Source organism: Paenibacillus sp. FSL K6-2859 (genome assembly GCF_038008265.1).
Taxonomy (GTDB): Bacteria; Bacillota; Bacilli; order Paenibacillales; family Paenibacillaceae; genus Paenibacillus_AQ; species Paenibacillus_AQ nitricinens.
On sequence record NZ_JBBOYU010000001.1, the window covers coordinates 4,039,861 to 4,063,053 of the forward strand.

The 23,193-nt window shown below is 43.5% G+C and carries 17 protein-coding genes and 1 other annotated feature; of the genes, 8 read left to right on the top strand and 9 right to left on the bottom strand.

Features of this window, described 5'->3' with window-relative positions; translation table 11 throughout:
* The first annotated feature begins 271 nt into the window (after positions 1 to 271).
* Genes MHB64_RS17995 through MHB64_RS18020 form a run of 6 tightly spaced genes read left to right on the top strand, consistent with a single transcriptional unit; the run spans position 272 to position 9,278 of the window.
* A complete protein-coding gene (locus MHB64_RS17995) occupies positions 272 to 1,888 on the top strand; it encodes an extracellular solute-binding protein (protein ID WP_341135063.1) in 1,617 nt (538 codons plus the stop codon).
* Between the two features lie 20 nt (positions 1,889 to 1,908).
* Entirely contained in the window at positions 1,909 to 2,889 is a 981-nt protein-coding gene (locus MHB64_RS18000; protein ID WP_445671613.1) for an ABC transporter permease, read from the top strand.
* A gap of 29 nt (positions 2,890 to 2,918) precedes the next feature.
* Positions 2,919 to 3,803, top strand: coding sequence for a carbohydrate ABC transporter permease (locus MHB64_RS18005; protein ID WP_445671614.1), 885 nt, complete (start codon positions 2,919 to 2,921; stop codon positions 3,801 to 3,803).
* Between the two features lie 14 nt (positions 3,804 to 3,817).
* Entirely contained in the window at positions 3,818 to 6,616 is a 2,799-nt protein-coding gene (locus MHB64_RS18010) for a heparinase II/III family protein (RefSeq protein WP_341135064.1), read from the top strand.
* Positions 6,617 to 6,630: 14 nt separating this feature from the next.
* Positions 6,631 to 8,088, top strand: a complete 1,458-nt coding sequence (locus MHB64_RS18015) for a sulfatase-like hydrolase/transferase (protein ID WP_341135065.1) — start codon at positions 6,631 to 6,633, stop codon at positions 8,086 to 8,088.
* A gap of 29 nt (positions 8,089 to 8,117) precedes the next feature.
* The gene (locus tag MHB64_RS18020) at positions 8,118 to 9,278 is read left to right on the top strand and encodes a glycoside hydrolase family 88 protein (RefSeq protein ID WP_341135066.1); all 1,161 of its coding nucleotides are present in this window, start codon (positions 8,118 to 8,120) and stop codon (positions 9,276 to 9,278) included.
* Between the two features lie 66 nt (positions 9,279 to 9,344).
* On the opposite strand, the gene tyrS is transcribed toward MHB64_RS18020, so the two are convergent.
* Positions 9,345 to 10,604: a tyrosine--tRNA ligase gene (tyrS, locus tag MHB64_RS18025; protein WP_094868831.1), complete on the bottom strand. Its 1,260-nt coding sequence runs from the start codon at positions 10,602 to 10,604 to the stop codon at positions 9,345 to 9,347.
* A gap of 139 nt (positions 10,605 to 10,743) precedes the next feature.
* Positions 10,744 to 10,974: a binding site (T-box leader), on the bottom strand.
* 151 nt (positions 10,975 to 11,125) lie between these two features.
* On the opposite strand from tyrS, the gene MHB64_RS18030 reads away from it, so the two are divergent.
* Positions 11,126 to 11,572 (top strand): Lrp/AsnC family transcriptional regulator, encoded by a 447-nt coding sequence (locus tag MHB64_RS18030; protein ID WP_094868830.1) that lies wholly within the window; start codon positions 11,126 to 11,128, stop codon positions 11,570 to 11,572.
* Positions 11,573 to 11,658: 86 nt separating this feature from the next.
* Here the strand turns inward: MHB64_RS18030 and MHB64_RS18035 are convergent, their stop codons facing one another.
* The 6 genes from MHB64_RS18035 to MHB64_RS18060 all read right to left on the bottom strand — a co-directional run bounded on the left by MHB64_RS18035 (position 11,659) and on the right by MHB64_RS18060 (position 18,995).
* Complete coding sequence (locus tag MHB64_RS18035) at positions 11,659 to 13,209, bottom strand: acetamidase/formamidase family protein (protein ID WP_094868829.1); 1,551 nt, start codon at positions 13,207 to 13,209, stop codon at positions 11,659 to 11,661.
* A gap of 253 nt (positions 13,210 to 13,462) precedes the next feature.
* Complete coding sequence (locus tag MHB64_RS18040) at positions 13,463 to 14,275, bottom strand: DNA alkylation repair protein (RefSeq protein WP_341135067.1); 813 nt, start codon at positions 14,273 to 14,275, stop codon at positions 13,463 to 13,465.
* 112 nt (positions 14,276 to 14,387) lie between these two features.
* Positions 14,388 to 15,068, bottom strand: coding sequence for a Crp/Fnr family transcriptional regulator (locus MHB64_RS18045; RefSeq protein WP_341135068.1), 681 nt, complete (start codon positions 15,066 to 15,068; stop codon positions 14,388 to 14,390).
* An 81-nt stretch (positions 15,069 to 15,149) separates the two neighbouring features.
* The gene (locus tag MHB64_RS18050) at positions 15,150 to 16,205 is read right to left on the bottom strand and encodes an LLM class flavin-dependent oxidoreductase (protein WP_341135069.1); all 1,056 of its coding nucleotides are present in this window, start codon (positions 16,203 to 16,205) and stop codon (positions 15,150 to 15,152) included.
* Between the two features lie 696 nt (positions 16,206 to 16,901).
* Positions 16,902 to 18,023, bottom strand: a complete 1,122-nt coding sequence (locus MHB64_RS18055) for an acyltransferase family protein (protein ID WP_341135070.1) — start codon at positions 18,021 to 18,023, stop codon at positions 16,902 to 16,904.
* Positions 18,024 to 18,050: 27 nt separating this feature from the next.
* On the bottom strand, positions 18,051 to 18,995 hold the full coding sequence (locus MHB64_RS18060) for an NAD-dependent epimerase/dehydratase family protein (protein WP_341135071.1): 945 nt from the start codon (positions 18,993 to 18,995) through the stop codon (positions 18,051 to 18,053).
* Positions 18,996 to 19,150: 155 nt separating this feature from the next.
* On the opposite strand from MHB64_RS18060, the gene MHB64_RS18065 reads away from it, so the two are divergent.
* Positions 19,151 to 20,797, top strand: a complete 1,647-nt coding sequence (locus tag MHB64_RS18065; RefSeq protein WP_143812375.1) for a glycosyl hydrolase family 28-related protein — start codon at positions 19,151 to 19,153, stop codon at positions 20,795 to 20,797.
* A 4-nt stretch (positions 20,798 to 20,801) separates the two neighbouring features.
* Here MHB64_RS18065 and MHB64_RS18070 read toward each other — a convergent pair whose 3' ends face one another.
* Positions 20,802 to 21,968, bottom strand: a complete 1,167-nt coding sequence (locus MHB64_RS18070; protein ID WP_280789045.1) for an aminotransferase class I/II-fold pyridoxal phosphate-dependent enzyme — start codon at positions 21,966 to 21,968, stop codon at positions 20,802 to 20,804.
* 59 nt (positions 21,969 to 22,027) lie between these two features.
* Entirely contained in the window at positions 22,028 to 23,137 is a 1,110-nt protein-coding gene (locus MHB64_RS18075; protein ID WP_280789044.1) for a GNAT family N-acetyltransferase, read from the bottom strand.
* Positions 23,138 to 23,193: the final 56 nt, after the last annotated feature.

The window sequence follows — 23,193 nt, forward strand, 5'->3', positions numbered from 1 at the left end:
CATCGTCATTTTACTTACATTTTTTTATTCTCAATATAGAATTTTCCGTATTTGAAATGTCTTAACTTTAGAGGAGAAGAAGCATTCTTGTCAATCAATCATTGCGATAAGTAGTAAATGGAATATCGAGATTGGATTCTGATTATAGCAAATGTTTCGTTTGGATGATGGCTAAATCATATGGAGGATTTCCCATTAACAATATGCCAAATATGATTAATTGGTATTTAACACAAACAAAGTCATCCTAAATTCAGGGAGGAAAAAATGTATGTTAACCCGCAAACAAAACAATCTTTCTCGCGGAAAAAGAAAAACTGTACGTGCACTACTCGCTTTTGCCATGTTCGCCAGTCTCATTGCCGGCTGTTCTAATGAAGCTTCGGCTCCTGCTACGAATGGCAACGGAAATGAAACTCAACAAGCCAGCAGCTTTTCCTACTGGTCGATCTTGGATGCGAATGCTTCCTCCTCCGTCACTCAGCTTGGAGAAGTCGAGTTTTACAAAGAATTAGAAAAAAAAACCGGAGTCAAAATTGACTTCTCCCACCCTCCAGTCGGCAGCGAGGACGAGCAATTCAATTTGCTTATCGCTTCCAGGGATTTGCCGGACATGATGGAATATGGATGGCTGGTATATCCTGGTGGTCCAGAGAAAGCAATCAAAGACAACGTTATTATCGAACTCAATGATTTGATCGACCAACATGCCCCTAACATCAAAAAGTATCTCGACGAAAATCCTGAAATCGCCAAACAAGTAAAGACGGACAGCGGCGTGTTGTATGTCGTACCATCCATCGGAATTGGTACCGTAAACACATTCAGCGGTCCGCTTGTCCGTAAAGATTGGCTGGATGATCTAGGACTACAGACACCCGAAACCATTGATGAATGGACGACGATGCTGCGCAGCTTCAAAGAAAAAAAGGGAGCCACCGCACCATTTACGATGCTACTCAACCGAAAAGAATATGACATCATAGTCGGAGCTTTCGGTGTCAACCGCGAATTCTATTTGGATAACGGACAAGTAAAGTTCGGTCCGATGGAGCCTGCCTTTAAAGATTATCTCAGCTTAATGCACAATTGGTATAAGGAAGGATTACTGGATCCTGACATTGGAGCCAATGACAAGAAAACCCTTGATGCGAAGATGGCCTCGGGTAAATCTGGTTCCGTTTATGGTTTTGCTGGAAGCAGCATCGGCGTTTATATGAATGCTAATAAAGATAAAGATCCGAAATACGATCTGACGGCCGCACAATACCCGGTCCTCCAAAAAGGCGACGAGCCTAAATTCGTTAATATGGCTGATCGTTATCGCATGACTGGAAGCGTTGCCATTACAACGAAAAACCCTGATCCGGTATCTTCGATCAAATGGCTCGACTATTATTTCACTGAAGAAGGTAATATTCTGAAAAACTTTGGCGTCGAAGGTTTGACTTACACGAACGAAAACGGCTATCCAAAATATACGGATTTGATTATGAAAAATCCTGATAAACTTTCAATCGCTCAAGCTATGGGCAAATATTTGAGATCAAATTATCCGTCCCCAGGTTTCGTGAATGATGATCGTTATTTGGAACAATATTACCAGCTTCCACAGCAGCAGGAGTCCATTAAAGTATGGGGCACATACGAGAAAAATACCGTAGGTGTAAAAATGCCGCTAGTCAGCGCTACGCCGGAAGAGTCTCAGCGGCTCGCCAAAATTATGGCTGAAGTGAACACGTATGCAGACGAAATGTATATCCGATTCATTCAGGGTCAAGAATCACTCGACAACTTCGACAAATATGTAGCGCAAATGAAAAAAATGAAAATTGAAGAAGCGATCCAATTGCAGCAAGCTTCCGTGGAACGTTTCAACAAAAGATAACAACGAGAGAGGTGAGCTCCATGCCGCAGTTACCGTCCAAACAGACAGCTGCGGCCGAAGTTCAACTAACGGGAAGAACCCCCGAACTGAACTTCGGCCGCAGATTGATAAACGATCTAGTCCGCAATAAAGCCATTTATATCATGTTAATTCCCGTCATTGCCTATTATGCGGTTTTTCATTATGGGCCGATGTATGGAGCTATTATCGCCTTCAAACAATTCAATGTTGCGTTAGGCATTAATGACAGTCCTTGGGTTGGATTTCAACATTTCAAAGATTTTTTTGAAAGCTTTTACTTCTGGCGGGTACTTCGTAATACGGTCCTTATCAGTGTATATCAATTGCTGTTCGCTTTCCCGGCACCCATCATTCTTGCACTGCTATTGAACGAAATCTCAAAAAAATGGTTCAAGCAGATCGTTCAAACGATCTCCTATATGCCGCACTTTATTTCCTTGGTCGTTGTTGGCGGTATGATTACGCAGTTTATGGCACGCGACGGCTTTATTACGGATATTATCGTTTGGTTCGGCGGCGAGAGAACCGCACTCCTGGCACATGCCGAAAACTTCCGTACCATTTTTATTACTTCCGGCATATGGCAACAAATTGGATGGGGTTCTATCATCTATCTCGCCGCATTGTCTGGAATCAATCCCGAACAATACGAAGCGGCCACCGTCGATGGCGCGGGCAGATTAAGAAAGCTATGGAACATCACCTTGCCTGGCCTTATGCCGGTCATCGTCATTCTGTTTATTATGCAGGTCGGCCATATGATGGATGTCGGCTTCGAAAAAATCATCTTGCTTTACAATCCGAACACCTATGAAACAGCCGATGTCATTAATTCTTTTGTTTACCGTAAAGGTTTGGGAGGCAGCTTTGAATACAGCTTCACGACCGCTGTTGGCCTATTCCAATCCATCATCAACTTTACCCTACTTATTAGCGCGAACTATATCAGCCGCAAATTAAATGAAACAAGTTTATGGTAGTGAACAGAAAAAAGGCAGGAGGAAACTTTGTGCATAAAAAGTCATTTGGCTCCTTGCTGTTCGATATGGTTAACGTCATGCTCATGTGCTTACTCATCATCATAACAGCGTATCCCTTCATTTATGTTATTTTTGCTTCATTCAGCGATTCCAATATGCTGGTTAGCCACACAGGACTATTGTTTCAGCCGCTTGGATTACAGATAGATGCCTACAAAATGGTATTTTCGAACCCGAATATCTTATCCGGATACGGCAACACACTGCTAATCGTTATTGGTGGTACCGCAATTAACCTGATGTTTACTTCTCTTGGCGCTTACGCTTTATCACGTAAGGGACTTATGCTAATCCGCCCGCTGACGATCGCGATTGTATTTACGATGTTTTTCTCAGGTGGATTGATCCCTGTTTATCTGCTCGTGTACAACGGACTGAATCTCGGAAACACTTTATGGGCGCTCATTCTGCCGACGGCTATCTCCACCTTTAACCTAATCGTAATGCGTACTTCATTTGCCGCTGTTCCCGATAGTCTGATCGAATCAGGCAGAATCGACGGCGCCGGAGAGTTTACGATATTGCTTAAAATCGTTCTCCCCCTATCCATGCCAGTCATCGCGGTAATGATCTTGTATTACGGTGTGGCACATTGGAACTCTTGGTTCTCAGCGATGATTTATTTACGCGATCGGGAGCTCTACCCACTTCAACTCATTTTGCGTGAAATCCTTATTCAAAATAGTGTAGATTCTATGACCAGCGCGGCCGGAGGGTCTGATGACAAATATTCCATTGGTGAAAGTATTAAATATGCAACCATCGTTATTGCTACCGTACCGATCCTGCTCGTCTATCCGTTTCTGCAGAAATATTTTGCGAAAGGTGTAATGGTCGGTGCCATCAAAGAATAAGCGGAGAGGAATGAATGAGAATGCCTATGCCTCATACCGATTTCTTCGGCGTTTGGAATAAAGAGAACAAAGAATGGATCGAATCAGGAAAATTGAAGTACGCCGCTTTCCCGGATTTAAATCTCGTAGAATCCTATGTTAAGCATGGAGATTATGAGAATGCCGAAATCGAGCTGCTTCAATACTTCCAAAAGCGTCAAACAAGAACAGCACAACCTTATGAAAGTAATGCGGCAAACGCCAAGCTTGCACCTCTGCTTGAAGATCAAATTATTCCCGTACTGAAAGAAACGTATTTGGATACGTTCCATGTCATTCAAACGCCTTCCACCTTTTCATTGGATATACTCACCCATGTTAAGGCAGCGATGGGCGCCGACAAGGTGATCAGCTGCATGCTTATGGGGCGCAATAAGGGCACGGAACCTGCTTATATTTACAGCAGCCAGCATGACGGGGACTCCCCCGTTCTCATCGTAGAATACATCGGTCATCAAGGGGCACATACTGCCCCTCTTGTTCCTATCATGGATACATATATTCGGGGATACGACAACGACGATCATAGCCAGGAACCGCTGGTCGAGGTGTTAGAGTCCGGCTCCCCTTATGACCAATATTCAAGAAAAGGTTATCTAAAATTCGATTTATCCAGCATCGGTGGCGACGTGACGTCCGCAACACTGCAATTATCGGGATACACCGATTCCAAAGAACCTGTTGGCATCATGGTATTCCAAACCGGGGATAACGCATGGGATGAACATACGTTTACTTATGATACTCATAATGGTAAAACCTTCTCTTGGCAAGGGATGTCAGAGGGCACCGATTGGGTCGGACCTCCCGCCACGGTCTCCGACAACCAATACCCGATGCAAATCGGCAACTTTACGTGGCTGAATCCTCTTATCGCAGAATACGCCGCCACGAGTAATGAAGCTTATGCTGCCAAATACATCGATTATATGATCGATTTTATTCAAGATGCGGAGCAATACGTCACGCCTGGCGCCATCAGCATGGGAGCCGGTACTTTCCCGAAATGCTTCCATGCATCTCTGCGGGCAGCCAACTGGGTGAAAGCATACCATTTGTTAAAAGATAGCCCCTCCATGAATGCTAAAGATCATACGATGATATTGAAAGTATTGTGGAAAAAAGCGATGGCATTATCGACGGAAGCCGGTTATGACCCCCGCAACAATCACGGCATCTACGAGACACAGGGTTTGTATAGCATTGCCGTTTATTTCCCGGAATTTATGGAATCAGACGACTGGATTGATTTGGCCAACAGCCGGATAGATGCACTGATCAACAAGTTGAATTTCAGTGACGGTTCTTATTCCGAATCAAGCTCCAGCTATTCGATCGGCGCAGCGGATGCATGTATGGCCATTAAGTCTTTAGGCCAGATGAACGGAAAAAGCTTCAGCGAGACCTTCGATATCTGTCTGCGAAGGATGGGGTATTATATCGCCGATCTCGCTTTTCCCAATGGGTATCTTCCACTCTTCGGCGACGGCAGCAGCCTAAACAGCAGAACGACAGTGAAAAGACTGGGTGAGCTCTACGAAGATGATGTACTACTGTACTTGGGCTCAGGAGGGGAGTTAGGATCTCCGCCTGCACATACCTCCTCCATCTATCCGGTTAGTAAATCAGCTACAATGCGCAGCGGTTGGGGAACCGATGCTAGATATTTATTTATGAATGTGAAGCAAGAGCCCTCTCATAGGCATACGGACGACAATAGCATTATTTATTATGCGTATGGGAGGCAGTTGCTCGTAGATCCGGGCAGCTATTCATATAGTGACGAACAGATTTCGAACTGGCTGCGGTTTTCTACGGAAGCGCATAACACAATAGAAATCAATCAGCAGTCTCAGGACCTGACTGAAGGGGCTTTCCGATATTGGACCGATAATGGTATTTTCAATTTTCTGGAAGGCGTTATTTATAATGTACCTGGTTTTGTCTATTCTCGCGATGTTCTCTTCTTAAAGTCTTCCTTTACCATCGTATCGGATTATATTCGTGCACCGGAAGGCAAGCATCTGTATCGCCAACATTGGCATTTCCTCCCTACTGCAAATGCCGATCTGGATCCTATCACAAAACAAGTGCGAACGAAGTTTCATGATCATCTAGGCGATATTCTCGTTATCCCTGCCAACCCGGAACGATTATCTGATGCGATTATGAAAGACGGCTATTATTCTAACGCCTTCTACACCGTGTCCAACTCCAAATATGTGGCTTATACGAAAGAGAATGCGCAAGGCAATATTACGTTTGATACCGTCCTTTATCCAATCACTGGCGGGGAACGATCTGATATCGAAGTTCAGCGACTTGAACTTACACCCGAAGTCCCTATCACGATTGCCAGCTCTCTTCGAATCACCAATATCTGCGAAAATGGCGGTACAGGATATTATTATTTGTCACATGAGGAAAATCCGCGTGAGCTACGTCAATTCGATGCATTTTATTATGACGGGAAATTGGCTTATATCGAAACAGACAGGAATGGTGATGTGCGACTAGGCATCGTCAAATCAGGGCAAACGCTCGTACACAGATCGATCCCACTAATCTCCTCCGCTCAAAACATTAACGACATCGCCGTCGAGTGGAACGGCACAAATGTGACTATTTCAGGTTCCAATCTTGCTATTGTCAATCTTGCTAAAGGTACTTCCGCGATTGCGATCTATGCTCCTGAAGTAACGACAATACGATTAAACGGAGCTTGTGTGACTGAATTTACCGTTTACGATAACTACATTTATGTAACAAGTTAGGAGTTGATGGAATTATGCACAGGAATAATGATACGAAGCCGCATGTCGTAATCATTATGGCGGATCAATTACGCGCCGACATGATCTCTCCCATATTTTCGCCTAATATATACAGTCTGTCGCAGGAAAGCTTCCGGTTCAACCGAGCTTACTGCACTTCTCCTTTATGCGTTCCCGCACGCGGGTCCTTCTTCACCGGATTGTATCCTAATGAAACCGGCTGTATTATCAACCCGTGGGAGAAGCGGGATGCCGAACATGGATTCGTAAGGGAAGGTACTACAAATCTCTATCAACTGCTTGAAAACGAATGGGACAGTTGGCATACCGGGAAACAACATCTGTTGACCAAAGATCGATTTGATCTTTCCAAAGATTCACTCACGCATTGGTTGCCGCTTGAAGGAAGATATGACCAGCATCTCAAGAAACAAGGAATACGCAAACCTGGAGGCACTCCATTCCAAGGACTCGTTCCGGAAATGACTGGCGGTACCACTACTCGCGTAGCAGGATACTCCATTCCAACAACAGGTTGTTACGAGGGAGGCTTCGACGCCTTCTTCGACGGTTTCATTCTGAACGATGCGCTTCGGGCATTGCGAGAACGGGACCGGAACAAACCGTTGTTTTTAAGTTCCATGTTCCTTGCCCCCCATCCTCCTTTAGAAATTCCTGAACCGTGGTATTCCATGTACACGGAGGCGGACATAACACTTCCCGAAAACGTAGGTGTATGGTCAACGAATCAATCGCCACTTCAGCTGTACAATTTGACGGGTACGGTCGGCACCCGCTACTCCAGGGAAGAATGGCACCGGATATGGGCAGTATATGCAGGGCTTGTCCGGATTCTGGACGACAGCGTAGGCCAAATCATAAAAGAATTGAAAGCGCAAGGCATCTATGACGACACGGTCTTGATCTTCACGAGCGATCATGGTGAAATGCTGGGTTCTCACCGCCTCTGGCAAAAAATGTGCATGTATGAAGAATCTGTGAAAACATCTTTGTCCATCAAATTTCCGATTGGCTTCAAGTCCTCAATGAATGAAACGGACGCCCTTGTCAGCGCAATTGATATCGTGCCAACCTTATGCGATGTTTTAGAAATTCCAATTCCTAAAGGCGTAGCTGGGTTATCATTAATCCCTCTCATTCAAGGCGAATGCTTGGAGCGCGAACGTCTCTTTATTCAATTTGATGGCAACGGGGGTAGAGGTAACTTCCAGCGATGCGTTATCGAAGGAAACTACAAGCTCATCGTGGACATGTTCAAGGATGAGTTATTCCTTGAACTGTACGAAACGCCAACTGATCCTCAGGAACTCATCAATCTAGCCTTTGAAGAGTTGTACAGGGAGAGAATCAACGTGATGCTTAACCATTTAAGGAATCATATGTTGGCTACTGGCGATTTACTGGTACTCCCTGACGATCCATATACCGCTTTTATTCAATCTTATTCATAATCCAAAAATATCGACAGGAGCGAAAACCAATGATAACTTTACAAGAGCAGGATCAAATTTGGTTAAACGAAGTCATCGGTAAACTCGCGTATAAGATGAACTGGGTCAGTGATAAATCCAAACATAAAATCCCTTACACAACTATCAACGGAACGCATGACAATCGTATAGACGACAATCCAAAAGGCACAGTTACGAACGGAATCAACTGGTGGACGAACGGATTCTGGGGAGGCATGATGTGGCTCATGTTTCATGAGACCGGGATTGAATCATATAAGGAAATCGCCAATTTCTCGGAAGATGCGCTAGATGAATGTTTCCGGCAATATTACGGTCTACATCATGACGTGGGTTTTATGTGGCTTCCGACCAGTGTCGTGAATTATAAAGTAACTGGTAATTCGGAATCCCGTAAAAGAGCGATGCATGCGGCCAATCTACTTGCTGGACGTTTTAATTTGGCCGGTGGGTTCATACGGGCCTGGAATGATGACGAAGGAGCGGATTCTAGAGGATGGGCCATCGTAGATTGCTTGATGAATCTCCCGTTATTGTACTGGGCGACTGAAGAAAGCAACGATCCGAGATTTATGCAAATCGCCATGAAACATGCGGACACCGCTCTTGATGCTTTCATTAGACCGGATGGTTCCGTTCATCATATCGTTGAATTTGATCCGTTTCATGGCGGCGTAGTTAAAACTTACGGTGGCCAAGGCTACGAAAACGGCTCATCTTGGACTCGTGGACAGACTTGGGCGTTGTATGGCTTTATGATGAGCTATTTGCATACGGAAAAAAAAGAATATTTACACGCAGCTAAGCGTGTTGCGCATTATTTCATGGCTAACATTCCAGACAATGGTATCATTCCGATCGATTTCCGGCAACCGAAGGAACCGATCTATGAAGATTCCACGGCAGCAGCGATCGCAGCATGTGGACTTATAGAAATCGCAAAAGTCGTCGGTCCCTATGAAAAGGAAGTTTACTTAAATACAGCACTCAAACTGTTAAGAAAACTGGACGAAACCCGTTGTGACTGGACGAAAGACTCCGATTGCATACTCATCAATGGCTCTTCCGCTTATCATAATAACGATAAACATTCAGCCATCATCTATGGTGACTATTATTTTATGGAAGCTGTTTTCAAATTGAAAGGTAACGACTTAAACGTCTGGTAAAAATTGTTGAAACACCGGCGCAGCGCAACAAAAAGCCTCCCTTATAAAAAGGAAGGCTTTTTGTTGCTAGGACAATTTCACCAAGCTGTAGTTTTTCTTACCCTTACGGATAATGATAAACCGGCCACCGATCGCTTCATTTGCTGTAACTTCAAATGCTACATCGCTAACTTTTTCACCGTTCATGGAAATTGCGCCTTTGGTGATATCTTCACGCGCTTGACGCTTAGATGGCTCGATCCCGAGATCAACCAACCACTCTACGATGTTTTTGGATTCCAGTGTAGTTTCGTAAGTCGGCATTTCCTTGAAGCCTTGCTCGATCTCATCAGCTGTTAGGGATTTGATATCTCCACTGAACAGAGCAGCAGTAATACGTTTCGCCTGCTCCAGCAATTCTTCACCATGCACGAATCTGGTCATTTCTTCAGCTAGTGTTTTTTGAGCCTCACGTTTATGTGGTTCAGACTGTACTTTTTCTGCAAGTGCATCAATTTGTTCTTTAGAAAGGAATGTGAAGTACTTCAAGTATTTCACAACATCACGGTCATCCGTATTCGCCCAGAACTGGTAGAACTCAAACGCAGTCGTTTTGTTCGGGTCCAGCCAGATTGCTCCACCAGCTGATTTACCAAATTTCGTGCCATCGGATTTCAGCATAAGCGGGATAGTAAGACCGAAGGCTATAGCTTCAGATCCTTCTTTTCTACGGATCAAATCCAGTCCACTTGTTATGTTGCCCCATTGATCAGAGCCACCAATTTGCAGCTGCACATCTTCATGCTGGTACAAATGCAGGTAATCTAGGGATTGCAGGATTTGGTAGGAGAATTCCGTAAAGGAAATTCCGCTGTCCAATCTGCTCGCTACAACATCTTTGGCAAGCATCGAATTGATGCTGAAGTTCTTACCATAGTCACGCAAAAACTCAATAACATTGATTTTATGCGTCCAATCATAGTTGTTCACCATGCGAATTTGATTGTCGCCATCGGTTACGAACAGTTTTTTCATTTGTGCCGTAAGTGCATCCACGTTCGCTTGAACTTGCTCCAGTGTCTGCAAAGAGCGTTCAGACTGGCGTCCACTTGGATCACCAATCGTACCTGTTGCACCGCCAATTAGAATAACCGGACGATGTCCTGCAAGCTGGAATCTTTTGAGTACCATAAACGGAATCAAGTGACCAATATGCATACTGTCACCCGTCGGGTCTACACCGCAGTACACTGAAACGGATTTCTTGTTGGTCAATTCTCTAAGCCCTTCGGCATCGGTTTGTTGATTGATGGCATCGCGCCATTCTAGTTCGTCGATAATATTCATTGCCTAACACCCCTTAAATTAGTAGATATCCTATAACGAATCATCAGTCCGCCAAGCAAATATAAGGATAATTGATGAAGTGAAACCTATAAATCCCTATATTTAAAAACAAAAAAATCGCCCCCTTGTCTATTGTAGACATAGGGACGATTGAATAACCGTGTTACCACCCAGATTGCACCAATGAAACGCTAATGCTAAAACACAGCATTGATGCCACTCGTGACGAGATATCGTTCGCCATTCCGCTCGGTGTTAGCCGAGATACTCCAAAGTGTAATTCGTACTCTTAGTGTGTACCGGGTTTCATCAACCCCCGGCTTTCTGGAACAGGGACTAAGCTACTACTGGGCTTCTTCAACGTATATCGTATATAAGATTACAGCCAGTATAGTGAAATAATTCTTCAATGTCAACATCTTAAGCTGAGAATGCTGAGTCACACTCCTGCTGTGATGCACTACTAGGCATTGCCTATTTTTTTCTGTTACAATTACAAAAAAAGAGGTGAACGACTCCGTATGCTTGATCCAATCGATAATCATATTTTAGAACGCCTAACTCAAAACAGCAGAATCTCCTACACCGATCTAGCTAAAGAAGTTAATTTATCTAGTGTAGCGGTTAAGGATCGTATTGACCGGCTCGTCAATCAAGGAATTATTGAGCAATTCTCAATCGTCATTAACGCAGAAAAGCTAGGAAAGAAAATTTCCGCATATTTGGAGCTTGAAGTAGAGCCTTCTCATTTAAATCATATAGTCGGGATCTTGAAAGAAAATGAACGCGTAGCCGTACTTTATGAAATGACAGGGCCTTGCATTCTTCACATTCACATTCTAGTTGAGAACCTTGAAGAGATGGAACGGTTTATGCATGAATCCATCTACTGTCTGGACGGTCTAGTCCGTGTAGAAAACCAAATCTTATTAAAGCGCCATAAAAATCAGGACGGTCTAAATATATAAAAAAAGAACCGACTTTATAAAGACGGTTCTCCTCTGGTTTGGATCTTATAATGATTAAGAAATGATTGCTAATTATACTAATTCACCTACTCTGTTTTAGATAACTTAGCTTTATAAAATTTCGCGAAATATTCACTGACCTGAGTCTTCTCTTTTACAACTTCTATTGGAGCAACGAGCTTAACGACCTCTCCATTATACATTCCTGTCGTCGCCCCGACTTTCATCTCTAGAACATTATTATTGTAGCTTATAGTTACTGTCTGAGTAGCCGGTTTCCAGCTCACCTTCGCACCAAAGCTTTCAAAGCTGCTACGTAATCCCACTGCCTTGCGCTCCGAATCACCGAATTGGCCTTTATCGATCAAAGCATGCACGCCCCAATTACCATCCACCACCTGTGTAATTCCGAAATCCGCGGACACAGACATCAGTGAGTACGCTTCATCCTCACTCAAATCCATTCCACCCATTAAAAAATCTTTCGTTTTATGAGCAGCATCCTTCATCGCTTTGTCGATGGAAGAGTTTTTGAAGATATCTGTTTGTGCACTTGCTCCGAGAGCCTCCAAATAATTCGCATAACTGAAGCCATGCACAACCCATTCGTACTCATTTTCAAGTAATGGGAAACTTAACCCATTCAATTTTTTGTTAAGCGTTGCTTTTTTATGAAGAATGACTTGTATATCACCAGTGACCGATGTCTCGATAGCCGTTCCGTTAATCTCAGAATCCCCTTGACCGGCATGCGGATCACCAATCGACAGTAGCGCACCCGGTACGGATACAGGGTAATACATCGTTGCACCTTCAGTAATCCGCCAATCATCTACATTGCCACCATTGTAAGAAGGAGGGACGGAATCAACGATATCTGCTTCTTTAGGCGCCACACCCATCGTGCCGAAGTGGAGACGTACTGGAATCTTTATACCTTTCAATACATCAAAGTTCTTATCAATCGTATTATGGTCTACAATTACACCTGGGTAGTCGATTGTCGGGTGCACTTGACCATCCGGATCGGTTTGCGCTGTCCATCTGTAGTTATAAACAGCTGTTGCATAATCCGTCCCACCTTCAGTATCCATCTCATAGATGGTGACCACTTCACGTTTTTTCGGCTCCTCAACCATATCTCCGTATAGATAACCCCAGTTCGCCGCGGCATTCACGCCATAGGTTTTACCTGCGTATTTGTCATTTCCATTAGGTCTCAGCTTCATGTCCAAAATCTTCACTTCCAGAACATCCCCTGGCTCAGCGCCTTCTACTGCGATAGGTCCCGTCATAATATGTACGCCTGGTCCACGAAGCGCTTCGTTCTTCTCCCCTTCTATCCAGTGAAAAATATCTTCAACACCCGCATCCCCTTTAATCATTCGGTCGTAATCATCACCGGAATGATGCGTAATTGCCTCGACCGTTACAATATCTCCTGATTGTACCGTTAAAGCTGGATTACCCTTACCAATATTCCCCCAGCGAACAGTCTCCGAGTTTGCCTTTAGAACATGAGTTTTCGGTTTATAAGCACCAATATCAGTGTTAGCATACATAACACTAACTGATGAATCAACTAGCAAAACCGTTGATAAAATGACACTAACCTTCAGGAATATTTGTCTTTTCATAGTCAGATCCTCCTCAACTCAATTTAATGTTATATTTTATAACATATCGTGTTTTTGAGTATAACAGATGGATTCCAGATTAACAATATAAATATTTATACACTTCTAAGCTTAAATAATAAGTTATAACTATTAGATATCTTTAATTATCCAAGCCTGCTTCTTCGTTACATAAAAAAAACGCCAACACTTATTAGGTAATTAGCCAAAGTGTTTGACGTTCTATCATCCATTCTAAAGTGATACTTCATTTTCAACGTAGAGCAGTTATACTCCTTGTTGCCCGTGTTACAATCCGCTTCGTTTCCTTGGAATCCGAAGAAATCAACCACTTCTCACTAAGCTGCAGCACCCATTCCGGATTGCTTTTACTCGCATCGTTCAGCCAATTACTTACAGAATCCTGTACGTATTTTGCCGGATCTGATTTAAGTGGATCTAATAATGGAAGAGCTATTACTGGGTTTTCTTTGAGCGCAATAATATGCTTCGCCCATACCCCATGTGGCCGCGTCAATTCGATCGCATATCTCCTTATGTTCGTATCTTGATCATAAACCCAGCTCTCTAAGAACTTAATGGATTCATCCAATTCTGCAATGACCGATTCCCTTAAAGCCATCCATGAAATCTCGCGTACCCCAAAATGATCATCCGCTGCAAAGGGACGGATATCCATTAGCTTTTGCGACAGACTTAAAGATTGATTTAGACCGATCATATAGGCAGCCCAACAGCGGACACTATCGGAATGATGTTGCGCTAAAGCTGAGAATACTCGGACTTGTTCCGCCTCTGATTTGCATTCCAACACCTGTTGCCACTCCCGCGCAATAGCCGGTATGAGCTTCATGATTTTCTTTTCCGATGAATCGCGAAGCCTTTGTAAAATCGGTTCGGATTCCTGTCCAAAACCTAGCTCGTCCAGCACATTTCCCAACAAAACCATATGGTCCACAGCAAGCCATTCCGTTAGATTTACAGTCTGTAATTGTCCTTTATGCAATAGTCCTACAACTTCAGCAGGAATATCGCTAACTTTTCGAGCTCCCTTCCTATGCTCCATAGAAATCTTCCCTTCACCTATGATTTTAAAGGCTTGAATAACCTTCTTCTTATATTTAGGATACGGGTATTTCTAACCATAAAGATGTAATCTCATTTACAACTCATAATCTTTATAAATTTCTTTCGGAGACTTTATCATGGTGGATAAGTATAGTTCTGAACCCAGTCTGAAGCACCTCAGCTTTTACCAACTCTTGCAATGCCATAGTAACCGCTTCTCTGCTCGCACCAATCAAATTGGCGATTTCTTGATGTGACAGTGGAACATTGATTTTATAATAATTATCCTCACTTTTAACGCCTAGTTGATCCGATAACTTTAAAAGAACGCACAATATTTTATCATGCAGATTTCCGATGGCTAGGTTATGAGTTAACTGACTCATACTTTTTATACGATCGCTCAATACTTGCATTAATGACATCAAAAATCTAGGTCGAGTAGCTACGAATTCTTCAAATCTTACAGGATCAATTGTACAGATATGACACTCTTCCATGGCTTCAATGTAATGATCTTTCGTTCCAAACGAAATCACGTTCATTTCACCAAAAACATTACCCTCACTCAAAATATCCGAAGTAAACTGCTTCCCATCCGCATTCAATCGGTATAAACGTACCTTTCCTTTTTTCACAAAAAATAATCCTTCAGAGAAGGTTGGCGGTGTTTGGATATATGTATTTTTCGGAACCACTGTTATTCGAGTTAACTCTTCCATTTCCATTAGATCTTCCAGCGCTAACGATTGAAGCAAATTGAATTGAGATAAATAATGAATAGTCTCCATGGCCCCTCCCTTATATAACGTTATTCGTTATTTTAGTATACCGCACAAAAAAAGCCACGTCCTAAGGACGCAGCTTATTCATTAACGATTACTTGCTTCCCAGCGCGCTACTTCTTCACGAACACGAGGGGCTACTTCCGTTCCCAGCAGTCTAATCGCCTGCATAACATCCTCATGAGGCATTGTACCGTGGGGCATATGTAAAAAGAATCGCGTAATCCCCACATGTTTGCGAAGATGAATGATTTTGTTCGCAACGGTTTCTGGATCACCTACGTAAAGAGCGCCATCAAAGCTGCACGCTTTATCATAATCGGAACGATGGTAGGGTGGCGTCCCTTTTTCTATCGCCCGCACATTGGTTCGAGCATGCGTTGAAGGGAAAAATTTCTCCAAAGCTAACTCATTCGTCTCAGCAATAAACCCGTGAGAATGCGAGGCAACCTGTAAGTTTGAAATATCATATCCGGCTTCAGCCGCTGCATTTTTATAGAGCTGCACATGTTTCGCATAATCAAGCGGAAGAACATTCCCAATAATTGCTAAAACAAAAGGCAAACCAAGCGCCCCTGTGCGGATCGCTGACTCTGGGCTTCCTGCACTCCCAATCGAAATTGGTAACGGATCTTGAACCGGACGCGGATAAATCCCCAGATTGTTTATGGCCGCTCTATGTTTGCCGCTCCAGGTCACTTTTTCTGACTTTTGGATAGCTAATAACAATTCCAGCTTCTCATTAAAGAGTTCTTCATAATCTTTCAGATCATAGCCGAATAAAGGAAAAGACTCTGTAAACGAACCGCGGCCGATCATAATCTCTGCACGTCCATTTGAAATGCCATCTAGCGTTGCAAAATCTTGAAATACACGTACGGGATCTGCTGAAGACAGGATCATCACGGCACTGGTCAACCGAATCTTCGAAGTCAACGATGCAGCTGCCGCTAACACAACCGCAGGTGATGAAGCCGCATAATCATTACGATGATGCTCGCCCACTCCGTATACATCTAGTCCCACCTCTTCAGCAAGTACAATTTCCTCCACTACTTCGCGTAGTCGTTCTGCATGACTTATTGTCTCACCCGTTTGGACATCGGGCGTTGTCTCGACAAAGGTACTTATTCCAAGTTCCACTTTTCATTTCCTCCTAATGTCTGCACGTTGCATTATTCTCTAGATGTAAATATTTAAATATTCATGATTACTATGAATCAAGAAACTCATTATAATAGGATTCTCCAATAATTCCAACTATTTTAGATCCCCTCGATTATAGATCGGACAGAGGAGCCATTATTTTTATGACTTTGGTCATTTTTCTAAACTATTGGACTCAGATGCAACTATTCAATGAATTCACCTATAAAATGTATATTCTAGTGGGAATAAGAGCTATACAGTCTGAAACGATTGCAAAATGAAGCAATAGCTGCAATACGGTCCGATGCAGCAGGATTACGCTCTATCGGGCTACAACACACTATTAAACTGTAACTTTGCCGCGGTGGGCGTGACTTTCGCTGTTTAATTGTATTTTGTGCAACTATATGCGCTTTTTAGGTAGCTTATTGGGATATAGTTGCACTCTATACACTTAAAAGTGATCATTTACCTCCATATAGTGGAATTCTCGCAAAATAATTGTACAATATGCAATTAAACCTAAACTATGCAGCAAATGTTTGAGCGCAATTGTACTTTTTACAACTATTTACCTTTTTAATAAGGCTTGAAGGGCGGAACTAGTACGATGGAATGACCATTTACCCAGAGAATGTTAAAAGACCACTAATCAACTAAAAAAACGGAAGGTTAGTGGTAAATTTTCAGCTAATTCGAAGGGTTCCCAATACTCGTAGTTATCGGTGTATCCGACGATTTCGGTTTCTTCCTCTGATTGATTCCAATTCCGACTCGACCAAACACAAAGGCTCCGCCTGGAATACGATTCGCTATATTCATGATGATCGCCGATCCAACCACACATCCGACAAATTGGAGCAGCACACTGAATAGTCCAAGGTTTTGCAACCCGAACGAAGAAGGAAGTTTGACGAATAAAGCCAACAGCAACGGGTGAAGCAAATATATGCCGAAGGAGTACCTACTGCTCCACTCCAGCATACGCGGCACTTTTTTCAATGAAGAAGCCACTGTGAAGAGTAGCAGAATCATGCTCATGGCGAAAAGTAACATATCAATTCTTTTAGAACTATGTGCCGTAATCCAGCCTTGCCCATTCACGAATAGCACAAGCGCACCTGTTACAACTGGAAGCACGTAGACAGCTAAACGGAACTGTTTTAATTTTTCCCGGAACCAAGTCTCATTTCGCCCCAAGTAATAAGCCGCAGTAAAGTAGAAAATCCACCCCGGAGAGAAAACCCAATACAATTTATCCCAAATATATTGAGCAGCTACCGTATCTACGGGTTTTGTGAAATTAAAAAAGCCTAAGTAAGCCATATTTATAACGAATGACGCAATCAGTATAGAGCGTGGAGTGAATTTTTTGGCATGCCTTTGAAATAAGAGGAATAGAGCATAAAACTGAAAGATAATTAGGATAAAGTAGCCATGAAAATCGCCAAGTAACCAATGACGCCACAGGAAGTACCAAAAAGCCTGAAGAAGCGGAATCCCCTCACTGCTCGCCATATCCAATCCTTTTAACCCTGCGTACAAAGCTCCGAAAAAAAAGTAAGGAAGCAAAATATACTTGATCCGTTTCTCCCAAAATTTCGCGGGAATTCCGTCCGGGTATGCAAAAGACAATACGAATTGCGAGATAAATACGAATACTGGTGTGCCAAAGGTAAGCAGTAGACCCACTGAGTCTACCCAAGACGTGTTACCATCGTCATAGACTCGATATAAAGCATGCAACAGCGCTATACTTAAGCAGGCTATACTACGTAGAACAAACATTTCCGAATTTAATTTTCGTTCCATGGGGATGACCCCTTTCGATATTTGCGATTAATGGTCCACAGCACTGCCTACAGTCAATCGGGCTGTAACCGTCTTCTTGAGTCCCTGATGAAGGTCATGGTGAGGAGACCAGGACATCAGCTCCATTGCTTTACTGTTGTTTAAGTAGCTGTGAAGAATATCTCCCGGTCGAGCAAGCTCATAGGTTGTCTGGGATTCCCGACCTGTAATACCGCCTATCATTTCTACAATCGTATTAATGGAAGTCGCCACCCCGCAGCTAATATTTATGATCTGATTATCCGCATTCTCGTCTGTACAAGCCGCATTTACAAACGCCTGTGCAACATCCTCAACATAGACAAAATCCCTGGTCTGTTCTCCATCCCCATAAATCACAAGCTCCTTGCCTAGCTTCAAGCGATCCAGAAAAATCGAAACGACGCCAGCTTCACCATGCGAGCTTTGTCGAGGTCCATACACATTCGCAAGACGAAGAATGGTGTACTTCAGCCCATGCATGCTTGCAAACATCCGAATATAAGACTCAGGAACACTTTTTGATACCCCATAACAAGATTCAGGATTTAGGGGATGTTTCTCGTCAATGCTCAAATATTCAGGATTACCGTATACTGCGGCCGACGAGGCGTAGACGATCTTTTCAACCTGATGCACCTCACACATCCGCAGAACGTTTAGTGTGCCAACAATATTCACATTCGCATCAAACAATGGATTGCGCTGTGATTCTCTTACGTCAATCTGTGCCGCCAGATGAATAACCACATCCGGCTTCTCACGGATAAAGACTTCACCCAGTGTCTCGTCCCGAATGTCGTACGGGTATAAAAGTGCCGAAGGATTTCTATAGAATGAGCCGGAAGCTCCCGATAAATTATCTACAATTACAGTTTCGATCCCCTCTCTTATAAGCCGGTCAACAACATGTGACCCAATAAAACCAAGCCCCCCAGTTACTAATACCTTCAAATAAAAAACTCCTTTCGCCCTGTAAAGTGCTCTTTGTACCGTGCATCTGTAGAAAAGTTCACATAAAATACTTATGAAGAAACGATGTTGTCATCCTTTATGGACGACAATCATTACTCTTATATTTCCAATCAAAAAATAAAGGAGTGAAGTATATGGCAACTGCACCTATTCCAGATAATTCTGTAACAACGCCCGTTATTGCGGACGGCGCGGTCACTTCTATTAAATTAGATCCTGAAACTAACGGTTACGTGAATGTTCGATCCTATGGAGCTACAGGGAATGGTACCAAAGATGACACCGTCGCGATTCAAAATGCAATTAATGCTGGAAATGCCAAACGCAAGGTTGTTATTTTTCCGCCTGGTGTATATAAAGTCTCTTCCGGCCACATGCGTAACCCTTCAGTCCTCGACTGGTGGTGTCTTCGTATTCCAACCGGAACTAACCTGAGCTTTGAAGCCGGCTCAAAATTAGTGCTTGCCCCTAACCCACCCTCGGATACTCGTGTTCTTGTTATGTTAAATGCCTCAAACATCACGATATCCGGCAGCCTCGAAATAGACGGAAGTGCTTCGACTGTTAAAACAGCCGTCAACGATCAACTTCATGGCTTGTTCATTTCTTCTTCGCAAAATATAACGATCGAATCGGTGTACTCTCATGATTGCTATGGTGATAATATTTTCATTGGAGGGACTGAAGATATCCCATCCGTTAATGTGCATATCGGATATGCTTTCTGTGAAACGGCTGGTCGAAAGAACTTTGTAGTCCATTTTGTAGACCAGCTTCATGTCAACAGAGCGGTATTAAATAACAGTCGCGGTGGTGCACCTGGGTTTAATGGCGCCAATTCACTTGATGTGGAACCCGATATATTCAAGGGAACGCGTAGCTTTTATCAGCGATTTGACTCCTTGACGACTATTGGTTTCGGTAATGATATGACAACTGGGCTTTCAGATGAGATAACGAGACTCTGGACTCTCGACATCGGTTCACTAGATATGCGTGTAAGCGGATCAGTAAGTCCAGCATTGCTGTCCTATGGATTGACGCTAAAAATCAACCATTTGTCTATTCGCTCGACGGATCATAAAGCAAATTACGGTTTACAAACGATCTATTCACAATTTATTGATATCGCAAGCGCAAAGTTCGATGGAATCGGCGGCCCTGCGATCTACGCTGCGTTTAATGCTGCTGGAGGAAAACCAAGATTGCATATCGGCTCGTTAGGGATGTACGGCTCGGGCTCCACCTTAGCAAGCGGAGTCCGAATCGACGGAGGAGATCTTTATGTGGGGACGATAGATGCACAAGACTTAACGGGCAGTACCTTGCAATTATTCACAACAGAGTCTGACGCGATGGTTACTGTCGACAATATGATTGTCCGTAACAGCGGGACCAATCAAGTAGTGCTAGCGTCTTCTTATGGTGCAGCTAAGCCCTTCCTGCACCTGAACAATGTAGCAGTGTTTGATACCCGTTCTGTAAAGGTAAAACGCATTCTTGAATTCGAAACATTGGTTGCCATGCAGGGTACTTCTCTTGGTACCTTGTATAATCCGTATGCTTTAACTGAATGGTTCTCTACCTATGGCAACTTCAAACGTGCAGTCCGACTCGTTGGTGGAACATTACTTCCTGCAGTATTTATCGTGGAAGGATCGCCTGAGGGAACAATTACCGCTCCGATTGGCAGTCTGGCTATGCGAACAGATGGTGTAGCGAAAGCCACTTTTTATGTGAAGGAAAGCGGAACCGGTGCTAACGGATGGATCGCTAAGTAATTCTTCAGCGGTTCTGAATACAAGACTCTATCGCATCCATTACGCGTACCAGATCATCATCCGATAAAGAGCTACCGGAAGGTAGACATATACCTTTTGTGAACAATTGATCAGATACACTATGTTCCTCCATGTATGGATAATAGAAGGCGTTCTCGAATAGAGGTTGCAGATGTAGTGGTTTCCAAACAGGTCTAGCTTCTATATTGTTGAATTCCAGGCACTTTAAGAGTTGATTAGCGGAGAAGCCTGCGATCTCTTCATCAATCGTTAGCGCACTTAACCAGCGTGTACTGCGGCAATTTGGCGCTTCCGGCATGAAATGAAGACCCGGAATGGATCCCAATCGATCTGAGTACACTTGAGAAATATATCTACGTCGTTCGACTCTTTCCTCAAGTAGCTCCAATTGCCCTCGACCTATGGCTGCCAACAGGTTACTTAGCCGGTAGTTATAACCCATTTCGGAATGCTGATAGTGTGGAGCAGTGTCACGTGCTTGGGTAGACCAGAAACGGGCTTGCTCTAATGCATCGGTATCATCCGACACAAGCATACCTCCACCTGAGGTTGTGATAATTTTATTTCCGTTGAAAGAATAGATTCCGAAGCGGCCCCATGTACCACTAGCCTTTCCGTGATAAAAGGCACCTAGGGATTCCGCAGCATCTTCTATTAGAGTAATACCGTAACGATTCGCGATTTCTACAATGGGCTCCATGTCTGCGCTCTGTCCGTACAAATTGACAACAACGGCTGCTTTAGGCAGTATCCCTTTATCATTCAAATCCTGGCAGGCCCGCTGAAAAGCTAATGGACACATATTCCATGTCTCTGGTTCTGAGTCTACAAATACAGGTGTAGCCCCCAAATATAAAATAGGATTGGCACTAGCTACGAACGTGAGCGTAGAACAAATCACGTAATCTCCTTGAGAAACGCCAGCAAGACGGAGTGCCAGATGAATTGCCGCTGTTCCAGAGCTTAACGCAAGTGCCCCCTTTGAACCTGTATAGTCGGCCATCTCCTGCTCGAATGCATCAACTTGCGGTCCGATGGGAGCGATCCAGCCAGAGTGAATTGCATCCTCCAAATAAGCCTGTTCACGTCCGCTTACATGCGGTGGGGATAACAAGATTCGGGGTAGAATGCTTGATTGACGAATACTCATGCCTTGCTCCTTTCTCCATTTGGATGCTTTAATCCAAATGGAATACATATCTTATTGACTTACTTCAGAGCGTGGTCCATGATATTTTGATTCAAAAGAGATGGATGCCGGTAGAGCGGAAAGTAATTCCCTGCAACTCCAGTGTCACAGAGTGCTATCATTCGCTCATACACCTCGGGAAAAAAAATTCGCTTCCCTAAGTAATAGTCCAGTGGCTCTAGTTGCGTAGCGAATCTTAGCTTGAACTGAAACAGTTCGTCATTCCCCTTATATCCTCCACCAAGATGGAATTTTTCGTATCCATTCTCCAACCCCCACACAGCTGCTGCGTGGATGAGAAATTTGGTGGGTGACCACTGCAGATAAGCTCGATCCCAACCGCATAAGTGATAATGCATCCATGGTCGATCAAGGAGTACAATACTTGCCCCTATACTCCTCTCCCCATCCATCGCCTCGAACAGTGCTACCCGTCCGTCTGGTAAAAGGCTTGTATCTTCTATAAATTTTTGAGGGAAATAATAAAAGGGATCTGCTTGTAAATCATTTAACGTACCGTAATATAACTCGATGAAAGGCTCGATCCGATCCTTAAGATCCGACTTTCGAATGGTGAATGGAGCAGACTTTAATTTACGGATATTTCTTTTATGATTGCTGCCATAGTTCTGGATTAGCGCTGACTCTGAGCCAACTGTCAAATCCATGTAAGCTGTATTCCGATTGAGCTCTGTAGTAAGCCCTTTTTGGTATTCAGTGGCATTGCCTATGAAAGGATGGAATCTTACAAACTCGGTCATGATCTTTTTCTCTCTGCAGTAATCTGTGAACGTTTCACTGAATTGTCGGTACAACTCCGTTCGTTCCGCACCTAGTGGCACATTAGATATTGGCCCCCCGTATCCATAAGGTGTGCTGATGTCATACCATTCTCCTTCAAGTCCCAGCTGGATGACTGCGGGAAGATGGCTAATAGAGCGAAGTAAGTAAGGATAAATGATGAGCTTCTCACCCTGCTTAAAAACAAACAGCTCCGCCTGTTGATGATGATCATCCTCAAACAGCCGAAAAAAATCTGCAGAAAAATAGATATCCTTACTATTCATCTGATTCAAATAAGCATCCCACTCTTCAGAATGTGAGCTATTAAGCACAATGAAATCACTCATACGTCACCTCCTAAAAGTTATGTTAGCGTACGCTTCCTTGATGTCCTTCGACAAAA

What these genes read in the sequence shown, in the direction of transcription:
- MHB64_RS17995 (WP_341135063.1), top strand. Translation starts at nt 272, where the DNA reads ATGTTAACCCGCAAACAAAACAATCTTTCTCGCGGAAAAAGAAAAACT.
- MHB64_RS18065 (WP_143812375.1), top strand. Translation starts at nt 19,151, where the DNA reads ATGGCAACTGCACCTATTCCAGATAATTCTGTAACAACGCCCGTTATT.
- MHB64_RS18000 (WP_445671613.1), top strand. Translation starts at nt 1,909, where the DNA reads ATGCCGCAGTTACCGTCCAAACAGACAGCTGCGGCCGAAGTTCAACTA.
- MHB64_RS18070 (WP_280789045.1), bottom strand. Translation starts at nt 21,968, where the DNA reads ATGAGTATTCGTCAATCAAGCATTCTACCCCGAATCTTGTTATCCCCA.
- tyrS (WP_094868831.1), bottom strand. Translation starts at nt 10,604, where the DNA reads ATGAATATTATCGACGAACTAGAATGGCGCGATGCCATCAATCAACAA.
- MHB64_RS18075 (WP_280789044.1), bottom strand. Translation starts at nt 23,137, where the DNA reads ATGAGTGATTTCATTGTGCTTAATAGCTCACATTCTGAAGAGTGGGAT.
- MHB64_RS18045 (WP_341135068.1), bottom strand. Translation starts at nt 15,068, where the DNA reads ATGGAGACTATTCATTATTTATCTCAATTCAATTTGCTTCAATCGTTA.
- MHB64_RS18035 (WP_094868829.1), bottom strand. Translation starts at nt 13,209, where the DNA reads ATGAAAAGACAAATATTCCTGAAGGTTAGTGTCATTTTATCAACGGTT.
- MHB64_RS18030 (WP_094868830.1), top strand. Translation starts at nt 11,126, where the DNA reads ATGCTTGATCCAATCGATAATCATATTTTAGAACGCCTAACTCAAAAC.
- MHB64_RS18010 (WP_341135064.1), top strand. Translation starts at nt 3,818, where the DNA reads ATGAGAATGCCTATGCCTCATACCGATTTCTTCGGCGTTTGGAATAAA.
- MHB64_RS18015 (WP_341135065.1), top strand. Translation starts at nt 6,631, where the DNA reads ATGCACAGGAATAATGATACGAAGCCGCATGTCGTAATCATTATGGCG.
- MHB64_RS18020 (WP_341135066.1), top strand. Translation starts at nt 8,118, where the DNA reads ATGATAACTTTACAAGAGCAGGATCAAATTTGGTTAAACGAAGTCATC.
- MHB64_RS18055 (WP_341135070.1), bottom strand. Translation starts at nt 18,023, where the DNA reads ATGGAACGAAAATTAAATTCGGAAATGTTTGTTCTACGTAGTATAGCC.
- MHB64_RS18040 (WP_341135067.1), bottom strand. Translation starts at nt 14,275, where the DNA reads ATGGAGCATAGGAAGGGAGCTCGAAAAGTTAGCGATATTCCTGCTGAA.